This window comes from Streptomyces sp. NPDC017520 (genome assembly GCF_044329855.1).
GTDB lineage: Bacteria > Actinomycetota > Actinomycetes > Streptomycetales > Streptomycetaceae > Streptomyces.
This window is the reverse complement of sequence record NZ_JBIRKB010000015.1, coordinates 167,216-178,935: the sequence shown is the minus strand read 5'-3', so window position 1 is coordinate 178,935 and position 11,720 is coordinate 167,216. Positions and strand designations below refer to the sequence as shown.

General features: G+C 71.6%; 10 protein-coding genes. 1 reads left to right on the top strand and 9 read right to left on the bottom strand.

What is annotated here, in order from left to right; genetic code table 11:
* Window positions 1-148 precede the first annotated feature (148 nt).
* Genes ACH4KB_RS29925 through ACH4KB_RS29910 form a run of 4 tightly spaced genes read right to left on the bottom strand, consistent with a single transcriptional unit; the run spans window position 149 to window position 3,971 of the window.
* Window positions 149-814 carry a response regulator gene (locus ACH4KB_RS29925; RefSeq protein WP_398068955.1) on the bottom strand — a complete coding sequence of 222 codons (666 nt, stop codon included), beginning with the start codon at window positions 812-814 and terminating at the stop codon, window positions 149-151.
* On the bottom strand, window positions 811-2,133 hold the full coding sequence (locus ACH4KB_RS29920; RefSeq protein WP_398068954.1) for a sensor histidine kinase: 1,323 nt from the start codon (window positions 2,131-2,133) through the stop codon (window positions 811-813). Before ACH4KB_RS29920 ends, ACH4KB_RS29925 begins: the two co-directional genes overlap by 4 nt.
* Window positions 2,134-2,151: 18 nt before the next feature.
* Window positions 2,152-2,982, bottom strand: a complete 831-nt coding sequence (locus tag ACH4KB_RS29915) for an ABC transporter permease (RefSeq protein ID WP_398068953.1) — start codon at window positions 2,980-2,982, stop codon at window positions 2,152-2,154.
* Window positions 2,979-3,971, bottom strand: a complete 993-nt coding sequence (locus tag ACH4KB_RS29910) for an ABC transporter ATP-binding protein (RefSeq protein WP_398068952.1) — start codon at window positions 3,969-3,971, stop codon at window positions 2,979-2,981. Before ACH4KB_RS29910 ends, ACH4KB_RS29915 begins: the two co-directional genes overlap by 4 nt.
* Before the next feature lie 224 nt (window positions 3,972-4,195).
* Between ACH4KB_RS29910 and ACH4KB_RS29905 the strand changes: the two genes are divergently transcribed.
* Window positions 4,196-4,756, top strand: coding sequence for a GNAT family N-acetyltransferase (locus ACH4KB_RS29905; protein WP_398068951.1), 561 nt, complete (start codon window positions 4,196-4,198; stop codon window positions 4,754-4,756).
* Between the two features lie 47 nt (window positions 4,757-4,803).
* Here ACH4KB_RS29905 and ACH4KB_RS29900 read toward each other — a convergent pair whose 3' ends face one another.
* The 5 genes from ACH4KB_RS29900 to ACH4KB_RS29880 are packed head-to-tail and all read right to left on the bottom strand — an operon-like array spanning window position 4,804 to window position 11,710.
* Window positions 4,804-6,453: a type VI secretion protein gene (locus tag ACH4KB_RS29900; RefSeq protein ID WP_398068950.1), complete on the bottom strand. Its 1,650-nt coding sequence runs from the start codon at window positions 6,451-6,453 to the stop codon at window positions 4,804-4,806.
* Window position 6,454: 1 nt separating this feature from the next.
* The gene (locus ACH4KB_RS29895) at window positions 6,455-7,873 is read right to left on the bottom strand and encodes an ATP-binding protein (RefSeq protein ID WP_398068949.1); all 1,419 of its coding nucleotides are present in this window, start codon (window positions 7,871-7,873) and stop codon (window positions 6,455-6,457) included.
* A gap of 57 nt (window positions 7,874-7,930) precedes the next feature.
* Entirely contained in the window at window positions 7,931-9,481 is a 1,551-nt protein-coding gene (locus tag ACH4KB_RS29890; RefSeq protein ID WP_398068948.1) for an SCO6880 family protein, read from the bottom strand.
* Entirely contained in the window at window positions 9,478-10,845 is a 1,368-nt protein-coding gene (locus tag ACH4KB_RS29885) for a hypothetical protein (protein ID WP_398068947.1), read from the bottom strand. The genes ACH4KB_RS29890 and ACH4KB_RS29885 overlap by 4 nt, the downstream gene beginning before the upstream one ends.
* On the bottom strand, window positions 10,835-11,710 hold the full coding sequence (locus ACH4KB_RS29880; protein ID WP_398068946.1) for a hypothetical protein: 876 nt from the start codon (window positions 11,708-11,710) through the stop codon (window positions 10,835-10,837). The genes ACH4KB_RS29885 and ACH4KB_RS29880 overlap by 11 nt, the downstream gene beginning before the upstream one ends.
* Between the last annotated feature and the right edge of the window lie 10 nt (window positions 11,711-11,720).

Below are 11,720 nucleotides of genomic sequence, written 5' to 3'. Positions count from 1 at the left end.
GCGCCGATGGTACTGCAGGGGGGACCCTGTGGGAGAGTAGGACGCCGCCGAACAATTTTTCCGGGAAAGCCCCGCACCTTTTGGTGCGGGGCTTTTCTGCGTTCCAGGGCCTTTGAGGGCGTGTTCCCGCCACCTGTCCACGCACCGCCTACGTCGGGGTGACGAGGCGAGTGTCGTAGGCCAGGATGACCGCCTGAACGCGGTCCCTCGCGCCGGTTTTGGCGAGGATGCGGGTCACGTGCGTCTTCACCGTGGACTCGGCGAGGTGGAGGCGGGCGGCGATCTCCGTGTTGGACCAGCCCTGGCCGATCACGGTGAGGATCTCCCGTTCCCGTTCCGTCAGCGCGGTGATGCGCGGGTCCCCTGCGGCCGGGGCGCCGGGTGTGGCCGGGAGGTGGTGGACGTAGGCGTCGAGGAGGCGGCGGGTCAGGGTCGGGGCGACCACGGCGTCGCCCGCGGCCACCGCGCGGACGCCGGCGAGGAGCTCCTCGGGCAGGGCGTCCTTGACCAGGAAGCCACTGGCTCCGGCGCGCAGACCCTCGTAGGCGTACTCGTCCAGGTCGAACGTCGTGACGATGAGGATGCGGGCCCTGGCTCCTGACGTGATGATGCGCCGGGTCGCCTCGATGCCGTCCAGGCCCGGCATACGGATGTCCATCAGGACGACGTCCGGGTGGTGGCGGGCGACCAGGCCGACGGCCTCGGTGCCGTTGCCCGCCTCGCCGACGACGGTCATGTCGTCCTGGCTCTCCAGCAGCATGCGGAACCCGAAGCGCTGCATCGGCTGGTCGTCCGCGATGAGTACCGTCGTCACGGGTGTGTGTCCTCCAGGGGGAGGCGGAGCCGTATCTGCCATCCGCCGTGGTTCGGCAGCGGGCCGGCCTCGACCGTGCCGTCGTACAGTGCGGCGCGTTCCCGCATGCCCATGATGCCCTGGGCCGGCAGTGCGGCTTCCTCCGCGTCCGCGGTCGGTCCGGCTCCGGTGCCCGTGTCGGTGATGCGGGCGTCGAGGTGGGTGCGCGAGCAGGTGAGCGTGACCGTCGCGGACGTGGGTCGGGTGGCGTGCTTGAGGGTGTTGGTGAGGGCTTCCTGGACCACTCGGTACACGGTGAGTTGGCGGCCCGGGGTGAGCGACCGGGCGCGGGGTTCGCCGTGGAGCTCCAGGTGGACGGGCAGGCCCGCCCGGCGTACGCGTTCGATGAGGGGGGCCAGTTCGTCGAGCGTCGGCTGCGGGGTGCGCTCGGCCCCTGGCTGGTCGTCGCGCAGGACGCCCAGGAGACGGCGCAGCTCGGACAGGGCCTGCCTGCTGGTGGAGCCGATGGCTTCCAGCGCCTGGCCCGCCCGTTCCGGGTTCTTCCGGGCCGCGTACGCGCCGCCGTCCGCCAGGCCCGTGATGACGGACAGGTTGTGGCCGATGATGTCGTGCATCTCCCGTGCGATGCGGGTGCGTTCGGCGGCGGCGGCGAGCCGGGCCTGCTGATCGCGTTCGTGTTCCAGCCGGTGGGCGCGCTCGACCAGGGCCTCCGTGTACTCGCGACGGGTGCGTACCGCGATCCCCAACAGGACGACGAAGACCAGGCCCCAGACGTACGAGACCACTTCCTGCCCCCAGGCGGAGGGGATGCGGACGCCGATGGCCAGGACCGGGACGACGAACACCGCGGCCGCGACCCCGACCGTACGGAACGAGGAGCGCAGCACGGTCTGGAACACCGGGATCAGCTGGAGGAGGGCGGCCTGGACCACTGCGCCCGACCAGATGTTCACCAGGGACGCCGGTGCCATCAGCAGCAGTACGGCCATGGGGTGCGTCCGCCGCCACAGCAGTGGCAGGGAGAAACAGAGGCTCATCAGGAGCACCAGCGGTTCGGACGCCGTCACGTCGTCGTGGGCGACGGTCCGCCAGCCGCCGGAGGTGTAGTCGAGCACCGCCGCCACGACCCAGAACCCGGTCACCGCGGCGTCCCAGACCCGTGGCCGGCGCCGGTCGAAGGCGCGGAGCCGGTCCAGGGCGTTGCGGATGACGCGGATGAGGGGGGCCGTGACGGTGTCGTCGGCGGGTGGGGACGGGGGCGGTGCTGTGGTGGCTTCGGGTGCCGGGGGCGTGGCCGCGGCCTGGGAGTGGTCCGTCACCTCGTCGCTCTCCTCGCGTCAGACGTCGCGGCGGTTGAGCGCCAGCGCTGCCGCGGCCAGTGTCGTACCCGCCCACAGGGACAGGGCGAGCAGGGCGGGGCCGGGGGAGACGGTGCCCGGGATGGGAGTGGCGGACCCCAGGGCACCGGCGGCCTGGGTGGGAAAGTACATGATGGCGCGCTCCACCGCGTCGTACGGGAGCATCCCGAGGATCTCGGGCAGGACCATGACCCCGCCGATGAACGCGCCGATCGCGCCCGGTACCGAGCGCAGCAGCGCGCCGAGGCCGAGAGCGAGCAGCCCCATCAGAGTGAGCGCCGCCGCGTTCCCCGCCAGGGCGCGCACGATGCCCGGGTCGGTGAGCGAGGCGGCCTGGTCGGTGTCGTGGAGGAAGGCCTGGGCCGCCGCGAACGTGACCAGGGCCGTCGCGAACATGACCGTGAAGACGGTGGCGGCGAACACCGTGGCCTTGGCCCACAGGACGGGGAGCCGGGCGGGTACGGCGGTGAGCGAGGAGCGGATCATCCCGGTCGCGTACTCTCCGGCGGTCATCAGGATGCCCAGGACGACCAGGCACAACTGGCCCAGCATGCTGCCGTACAGGGTCAGGACGATCGTGTCGACGTCGGAGTCGCCACCGCCGGAGGTGTAGGTCGCGCCCATGATCAGGCCGATGACCAGGACCATGACCACTGCCGAGATGACGGTGATCCAGGTGGAGCGCAGTGAGTGCAGCTTGTGCCATTCCGAGCGCAGGATCCGGGTCGAGGTGACGCCGTACGACGATGACGGTGATGGTGACGGTGCGGTCGCGCCCGGGGGCCGACGGGTGGAGTGAGTGGTGGTCATGCGGGTGCTCCGGTGAGAGGGGAGGGGGAGGGGGGAGGTGAGCCGGCGGGAGTGGTGGCTGTTCGCTGCTGCGGCCGGTGGTCCACCGACTCCTGGGTGAGGTCCATGAACGCCTGCTCCAGCGACACGGTCTGCGGCGTGAGTTCGTACAGCGTGATCGCGTGTGCGGCGGCCACGCCTCCGATGTGCGCGGCGTCCACTCCTCGGATCCGGAGTTCGTGGCCCGGGGCGTCGGTGGTGGGGGCACGGGTGGCGGTGATGGTCACGCCCGGGCCCGTCAGGCGGGCGTCCAGGTCGTCCGGCTGCGGGGTGACGACCTTGACGGACGCCCCGCCCGCCGAGCGGATCAGCTCGGCCACCGTGGTGTCGGCGAGGAGCCTGCCACGGCCGATGACGATCAGGTGGTCGGCGGTGAGGGCCATCTCGCTCATCAGGTGGGAGGAGACGAGGACCGTACGGCCTTCGGCGGCGAGGGAGGTGAGGAGGGTGCGGATCCACAGGACGCCCTCGGGGTCCAGGCCGTTGACGGGTTCGTCCAGGATGACGGTGGCGGGGTCGCCGAGGAGTGCGGCGGCGATGCCGAGCCGCTGGCCCATACCGAGGGAGAAGCCCTTGACTCTCCGGTGGGCGGCGTCGGTCAGCCCGGCGAGGTCGATGACCTCCTCGACCCGGCGGCGCGGGATGCCGTGGGTGTGGGCGAGGGCCATCAGGTGGTTGAGGGCGGATCGGCCCGGGTGGACGGACCGGGCCTCCAGCAGGGCGCCGACCTGGGTGAGGGGCGCGGGATGGGTGGCGTAGGAGCGCCCGTTGACGGTGGAGCGGCCGTGCGTCGGGGCGTCGAGGCCGAGCAGCATGCGCATCGTCGTGGATTTCCCGGCGCCGTTGGGGCCGAGGAAGCCGGTGACCGTGCCGGGGCGGACGGTGAAGTCGAGGTCCTGGACGACGGTTCTGTCGCCGTACCGCTTGGTGAGTCCGTGTGCCTTGATCATGCGGTCGACGCTACGGAGACGGCGCGGCGCGGTCGTCCGACCGGGGGTTGGACGTGGGCCCGGGGCGTAGTACCGGGGTACGACGGGGTGTCGGTGTCGGTGTCGGTGTGGGTGTGGGGGTGGTGCGGTGGGGTCGTCGCTCTGTGGGTGGTGGCGGTGGGGCAGTGGGGGGGCGGTGGGGTTAGTCGGTTGAACGTCGGGCGGGCGGGGGTGAGGATCGGGGGATGGTTTATGTGATGCGTGCGGTGCACGCCGAGGAATGGCCGCAGGTCAGGCAGTTGCGGCTGGACGCTCTGAAGGACCCGGCGGCCCCGGTGGCGTTCCTGGAGTCGTACGAGGAGGCCTCGGCGAAACCGGACGCCTTCTGGCAGGAGCGCGCCGCGGCTGCCGCCGAGGGCGGGGGCGATCGTGTCCGGCAGTTCGTCGCGGAGTCGCCCGAGGGGGCGTGGGTGGGTACGGTCACCGTGCTCGTCGAGAGCCCGGCGGACGACGTGCGCTTCGGGGAGGCGCCCGCGGTGGAACAGGGGCACCTGGTCGGTGTGTTCGTCCGTCCCGAGGCGCGGGGGACCGGGGTGACGGACGCGCTGTTCCGGAAGGCCGTCGCGTGGGCGTGGTCGCTCTCCTCGCCCCGGCTGGAGCGGGTGCGCCTCTATGTGCACGAGAAGAATCCGCGGGCCGCCGCGTTCTACCGGCGGTTCGGATTCGTCCCCTCCGGGCAGCGGATCCCGGCCCCGGGCGACCGGGGCGAGCTGGAGCTGGAGTACGTCCTCGGGCGCGAGGGGTAGCGGCGCTTTCGGCCTTTCGTCCGGCCGGCGCTGCGGGGTCTTCCCGGCTAGCCGGCGCCCGGGGCGGGGGCGTGCAGGTGGTCCTGCCAGCGGGCCCGTCCCTGTTCCCGGGAGCGCAGCAGCACGAGGGCGGGCATGCCCTGGTGCTGGCCGGTCGCGAGCAGCTGCGGGAGCTGGGGCAGGGGCGCCACGGCCGCGATGTCGTCGAGGACGAGCGTCATTGGTGGGTCGAGCCGACCGTCGGATGACCGTGCGGCCATGCGGCGGCCGTGCTCGACCACGTCTGCGGCGAGCGCGGTGAGGAGGGGCATCGCGCCGGGGCGGGAGCGGGGATCCTCGATGGATTCGCCCACCAGATAGAGCGTTCCCCCTTCGTCCGCAAAAGATGCCAGCGCGAGGGAATCCGCTCGGTTCGCCGTGCAGGCCTCGCGGATGTGCACCGTGGACAGGGCGGCGAACGCCCGTACCGTCAGTTCCTGGGCCACTTCTCGTCGTTCGGGATAGGCGGTGAGGGCGGACTCCAGCAGGCCGGCGAGTCCGGACGCGGCCTTGGGGTGCGTACGGAGGAGGCGTACCGGTTCGTGGGCGCCGGACCCGGAGGCCCAGCGGAGGACCTGGCGGAAGGGGCGGCCGTCCACCGCGGCGGCGTGCAGCCAGCACTGGAGGAGCGTCTGCGCGGTGTCGGCCACCGCCGCGTCGATGCGGGCCTGCGGGCGCACCGGGGCGAGCAGGGCGGCGGCGCGTGCGGCGGCGACGTCGGGGAGCTCGCAGCCCGCGGTGGGCGACCAGTGCAGGCGGGCGGGGGTGTCGCAGAGGTGGCCCGGGTCGTAGACGAGGACCGGGCCGAGCTTGGCGCGGGCGTCCTTCGTCTCGGCCCAGACGGTGGGGTCCGAGGTGACGACGAGGGCGGGGCCCTCGGCGTCGTGTACGGCCCGGACGACGGTGGGACGCCGGGCGGGGGCGGGAGCGTAGACGAGGAGGGGGGTGCGGGGGGACGGGAGGGAGAGGGGGAGGGGGTGGGTGAGAGAGGCGTCGGAGGGCTCCTCGGAGGTCCCGGGGGCTTCGGGGGGCCCGGGGGCGTTCAGGGTTCCGCGGGCGGCGGCCTCGGGGGGAGTGGGCGTCTCTGTGGCCGCGGGTGTGTGCGCGGCTGCGGTGGGGTGAGTGGGCGTCAGTGCCTGTGCCTGTGCAGGTGCCGGTGCCGGTGCCGGTGCCTGTGCTGGTGCCGGTGCTTGAGGCTGGGTCGGGGGTGGGCTCTGTGCGGGGGGCTGCTTCTCCTGCGGGCCGAAGGCTCGTTCCTCGCGGCGCCGTTCCCGTACGGCCCGACCACGGGCCACGACTCCGAGCGCGAACACCACGAGGACCACCAGCACCATCAGTTCGCCGATGAACAGGCCCCAGAACAGGCCGTACCCGGAGAGCTGGGCGGGGGGTGTCCCCGGCCAGGCCGCGGCGAGGTCCTGGGGGGCGGTGGCCAGTTCGCGCAGGGCGAGCGGGGACCGGGTGAACGTCACGCCGTCCGGCCAGGCCCCGTGGGCGAAGAGCCCGGCGAGGCCGGTGGCCGTCCAGCCGACCAGGGTGGCGGCCAGGAGGAGGCCCAGGAGGCCGATCAGCAGGCCGTCAGGGATGCCGCCGCCCTGGGGCCGGTCGTGTCCGTCGTGATGGGCCGGGCCCCGGCCGCGTGCCGGCTGACGTGCCATGTCATGCCACCGTTGACTCTGACGATTCGTTCATCCGTGCTTGGTGCTCGATGCGGGCCGCCCGTTGTTCCGCCTCCAGCTCGGCGGCGCGGATGTCCTCGGGAAGCAGGTCGTCGGTCGATCCCTCGGTCATGGCACGGTCGGTGAAGACCAGGGGGCGTTCGGCTTCGGTGATCAGGTGTTTGACGACCTGGACGTTGCCGTTGACGTCCCAGACGGCGATGCCGGGCGTGAGGGTCGGGATGATCTCGACGGCCCAGCGGGGCAGGCCGATGACCCGGCCGGTCGCTCGGGCCTCGTCCGATTTCTGGGCGTAGATCGTGCGGGTGGAGGCCATCTTGAGGATGGCCGCCGCTTCCTTCGCCGCGGCTCCGTCCACCACGTCGCTGAGGTGGTGGACGACGGCGACGAAGGAGAGGCCGAGGCGGCGTCCGAACTTCAGGAGGCGCTGGAAGAGCTGCGCGACGAAGGGGGAGTTGATGATGTGCCACGCCTCCTCGACCAGGAAGATGCGCTTCTTGCGGTCGGGCCTGATCCAGGTGTGCTCCAGCCAGACGCCGACGATCGCCATCAGGATCGGCATCGCGATCGAGTTGCGGTCGATGTGCGAGAGGTCGAAGACGATGAGGGGCGCGTCGAGGTCGATGCCGGCGGCCGTGGGGCCGTCGAACATGCCGCGCAGGTCGCCGTCGACCAGACGGTCCAGGACGAGGGCGACGTCCAGGCCCCAGGCCCGTACGTCGTCTATGTCGACGTTCATCGCCTCGGCGGACTCGGGCTCCGGGTGGCGCAGCTGCTCCACGATGTCCATCAGGACCGGCTGGCGGTCGGTGATGGTCGCGGTGACGTAGGCGTGGGCGACCTTCAGGGCGAAGCCGGAACGCTCGTCGAGGCCGTGGCCCATCGCTACTTCGATGATCGTACGGAGCAGGGCGAGCTGGCCGGTGGTGGTGATGGAGGGGTCGAGGGGGTTGAGCCGGATGCCGCCGTTGAGGGCTGCGGTCGGGTCCAGGCGGATGGGGGTTATGCCCAGCTCCTGGGCGATGAGGTTCCATTCGCCGACGCCGTCCTCGCCCTGCGCGTCGAGGACGACGACCTGGCGGTCACGGAAGCGGAGCTGCCGCAGGACGTAGGTCTTCTCCAGCGCCGACTTGCCGTTGCCGGACTCGCCGAGGACGAGCCAGTGGGGGGCGGGGAGCTGTTGCCCGTACAGCTGGAAGGGGTCGTAGATGTAGCCCTTGCCGCTGTAGACCTCGCGGCCGATGATCACGCCGGAGTCGCCGAGGCCGGGGGCGGCGGTGGGGAGGTAGACGGCCTGGGCCTGGCCCGTCGACGTACGGACGGGGAGGCGGGTCGTCTCCACCTTGCCGAAGAGGAAGGAGGTGAAGGCATCCGACAATGCGGACAGGGGGTCTCGCATGGTGGGGGTGCCCTCTCTTGTCGCGGTTCGGTTCGGTGTGCGCTGCGGGTGGCCGCGTCAGCGGCGGATGCCGGTGGCGAACGGGAGCGTGTTCACGAAGGCCCGGTGGTGCTCGCGGTCGCACCACTCCAGCTTGAGATACGACTTGCCCGCCGAGGCGCGGATGGTGCGCTTGTCGCGGGCGAGGGCCTCGGGTGAGCGGGACGACACCGTGATGTACCCCACCAGGTTCACTCCGGCCGCACCGCTGGCGAGATCTTCACCCCGCTGGTCGAGCCGGCCGTGGGCGGCGATGTCGCGGGGGTCGACGGTGCGGTTCATCTTGGCCTGGCGGCTGGCCTCGGCGTCGTCGTTGGTCTTCTCCGTCAGCATGCGTTCGATGGCGACCTCGGTGGGTTCGAGGTCCATGCAGACGGCGACCGTACGGATGACGTCGGGGGTGTGGACGAGGAGCGGGGCGAGGAAGTTGACGCCGACGGGGGTCATCGGCCATTCCTTCACCCAGGCCGTGGCGTGGCACCAGGGGGCGCGGGTGGTGGACTCGCGGGTCTTGGCCTGGAGGAACGTCGGCTCGACCGCGTCCAGTTCGGCGGGCCAGGCGTTGCGCTTGGTCATGGCCTGGATGTGGTCGATGGGGTGGTCGGGGTCGTACATGGAGTGCACGAGGGAGGCCAGGCGGCTCTGGCCGAGCGGCTGGCGTACCCGGATGTCGGCCTCGGCGAGGCGGGCGCAGATGTCGGTGAGCTCGCGGGCCATGACGACGGCGAGGCCGGCGTCGCGGTCGAGCTTGCGGCCGCCGTGGGGGCGGGCGGCGCGGGCCATGGCGTTGGCCTCGGCGGCCAGTTCGCGGCTGTAGTGCATGCAGGCGACGAGGTAGGCGCGGTGCTGCTCGCTGGAGGTGGAGACCATGGACTGGAGCTGGTCGTAGGACTCCTGGAGCCAGCCCGGGGACGCCTTGTCGCCGCGCTGGGCGACGTCCTTGGCGTGGGCGTCGGGGTCGGCGGGGAGGGTGCGGGCGAGCATCTGGAGGCGGGTGACGAAGCCGTCGCCGTTGGCCACGTGCTTGAGGAGGGTGCCGAAGCGGTCGACGAGGGCTTCCTGGTCCTCGCTGTCGCGGAGGCCGACGCCGGGGCCCTCGATCTCGATGGCCGCGGTGACGGTGCGGCGGTCGGCGTGGAGGAGCACGGCGATCTCGTCGGGGCCGAACGGGGCGGCGAGCCAGCTGATCCGGCCGATGCCGGGGGGCGGGCCGATCTCGACCTCACGGCCGTCGGAGCTGATGCCCGCTTCCATGGCGGAGGAGCGGTAGGAGGTGCCGCGGCGCAGGGAGCGTTTGAAGCTGCGGTTGATCTCGAACCACTTGTAGAAGGTGCGGCCCTTGTACGGGACGTACACGACGGCGAGAGCCAGCATCGGGAAGCCCACGAGGCAGACGATGCGGAGGGAGAGGACGGGAACGAGGAGTCCGCTCATCATGCCGAGGAACGCGCCGGCGATGATGAGGGCGATCTCGCCGGTCTCGCGGTTCTTGCCGACGATCGCGTTCGGCCGGGCGCGGCCGATGAGATACGTGCGGCGGGGCGTCATCGTGTGGGACTGGGTCGTCAACGCCCTCCACCTCCTGTGTTCGAGTTACCTGTGGTGCCGAAGCCGCCTCCGCCTCGGGAGGAGCGGCTGCTGTGGGGGGTTCCGGAGGTGGGCGCGGATCCGCTGCGGGGCGAGGGGGCGGCGCCGCCTCCGCCGGTGGTGCGGGAGCTGTGGGCGGCGACGCCGCCGCTGGCAGGGTTGGCGGGGCGGGCGCCGCCGCCCCCTCCGCCGCTGTTCTGGTCGTTGCGGCCGCTGTGGGTCTTGATGCCCTGGGAGACGAGGGCGGCCGGGGAGCTGATCATGGCGGCGGCCTGGGAGCCGTCGGTGGCCTGCTTGCGGTTGGTGCGGGCGCCCTGGATCTCGTCGCCGAAGCCGGGGACGAAGCGGTAGATCATGGCGGAGGCGAAGATGGCCAGCAGGATGATGGAGAGGCCGGAGACGACGGCGGAGAAGGCGTCGGGGCCGTCGCCCGTGGAGAGTGCTCCGGCGAGGCCGAGGACGATGACGATGACCGGCTTGACCATGATCACCGCGATCATGATGCCGGCCCAGCGGCGGACGTGGCCCCACATGTTCTTGTCGACGAGGCCGGCGTAGACGACGATCCCGAGGAGCGCGCCGACGTAGAGCAGGGCGGCGCGGATGACGAGCTCCAGCCACAGGATGCCGGCCGCGAGGATCGAGACGAGCGAGACGACGATCAGCATGATCGGCCCGCCGCCGATGTCCTCGCCCTTCTTGAGGGCTTCGGCGAACGAGCCGAAGAACACGTCGGTCTGGCCGCCGGTGGCGGAGGAGATGACCTCGGTGACGCCGTCGGTGGCGGAGACGATCGTGTAGAGGATCAGCGGGGTGAAGGCCGAGGCGAGGACGGTGAGCCAGAGGAAGCCGACGGCCTCGGAGACCGCGGTGGTGAGGGGGACGCCGCGGATGGCCCGCTTGGCTACGGCGAGGAGCCAGAGGACGAGGGTGAGGATGGTGGAGGCCGCGAAGATGACGGCGTACTGCTGGAGGAACTTGGGGTTGGTGAAGTCGACGTTGGCCGTGGACTCGACGGCCTCGCTGAGCTTGCCGACGATCCAGGAGGCGGCGTCGGCGCAGCCTCGGGCCAGGGAGGAGAGGGGGTCGAGGGACTCTGCCGGGTCGGGAGACCCCGGCACGCTGCTGGGAGCGCTGTCGCCGTCGCCCTCCTCGCAGAACTTCTTCACCTCGCCGAACAGCAGACTGCAGTCGTTGCTGGGGCTCGGTGAAGGCGTCGGGGTGGGGGTCGGCTCCGCGGCCGCGCGACCGGCGAACGTCAGCGCGCCTGCTTGCAGTCCGATCAGCGTGGTGGCCACCGAACGGAAGCGGTGCTTGGGACTACGGCGCTTGGGGCTACCTGGCATAAGTGAAGCCTCCGTACTCCTCGACGGCCTTGCTGATCGCGTCCGACTGGGAAGCCGCGACGTCACCGGGAACCGGCGCCGGGCCGTCGCTCTCGGATGCTCCGGTCACTTTCCAGTCACCGTTCAACCACGACAACTGAGCCGTCCACGTCTTCCAGGTGGTGCTCACGGGCTTGGTGGAGTCCTCACCTGACATGCCGATGAGCCCCGTGTACCAGACAGCTACCTTTGCGGTGTCGTCGTCGAACGCGAGCACCTTCGTGCCCACGGGAACGGTCCTCGAGATGAAGGTGCTGCCCTGCGGGGCATTGCCGTCGGGGTCGAGACCGAGTCGCGCGAGGAACTCGGCCGAGTAGGCCAGGTCCTGAGGTGCTCTGAGTTTGTCCGCCGCCGCGGGCGAGTAGACCGTGTCGAGGATCCGGTGGCGGCTCTCCTTCGTGAACATCTCCGCAGACCCCAGCGCCACCGCGTAGTTCGCCGCAGCGCTCTGCGCCCCCTGCGCGTCGTGGGCGAAGCCGGAGGCGATCGTGCCGTTCTTGCCCTGGACGGGCTTGGTGCCGGTGGCCGCGGTGGGGGTGCTTCCCGCGGCCCCGGGCTTCTTGGCGCCCGGGGCGGCGTCCGCGTCGCCGCCACCGCCACCGCCGCGGTTGGCGAAGGCGATGGCAGCGATGAGGAGGACCACGACACCGGTGATCGTCACGAGGGAGCGGGAGTTGCGGGCCGGGCGGCGCGCGTGAGGAAGGCCCGCGTCGCCGTCGGGGAGACGGGTGCGGGTCTGACGGGTGCCGCCGAGGGTGCTGTACGGGTCGTCCGGGCGGCCCCCCTGGTCCTTGCCGCGGTAGTCGTGCTCGTCACCGGGACTCATGCCGCGTTCG

What these genes read in the sequence shown, in the direction of transcription:
- ACH4KB_RS29900 (WP_398068950.1), bottom strand. Translation starts at nt 6,453, where the DNA reads ATGGCACGTCAGCCGGCACGCGGCCGGGGCCCGGCCCATCACGACGGA.
- ACH4KB_RS29915 (WP_398068953.1), bottom strand. Translation starts at nt 2,982, where the DNA reads ATGACCACCACTCACTCCACCCGTCGGCCCCCGGGCGCGACCGCACCG.
- ACH4KB_RS29895 (WP_398068949.1), bottom strand. Translation starts at nt 7,873, where the DNA reads ATGCGAGACCCCCTGTCCGCATTGTCGGATGCCTTCACCTCCTTCCTC.
- ACH4KB_RS29880 (WP_398068946.1), bottom strand. Translation starts at nt 11,710, where the DNA reads ATGAGTCCCGGTGACGAGCACGACTACCGCGGCAAGGACCAGGGGGGC.
- ACH4KB_RS29905 (WP_398068951.1), top strand. Translation starts at nt 4,196, where the DNA reads ATGGTTTATGTGATGCGTGCGGTGCACGCCGAGGAATGGCCGCAGGTC.
- ACH4KB_RS29885 (WP_398068947.1), bottom strand. Translation starts at nt 10,845, where the DNA reads ATGCCAGGTAGCCCCAAGCGCCGTAGTCCCAAGCACCGCTTCCGTTCG.
- ACH4KB_RS29910 (WP_398068952.1), bottom strand. Translation starts at nt 3,971, where the DNA reads ATGATCAAGGCACACGGACTCACCAAGCGGTACGGCGACAGAACCGTC.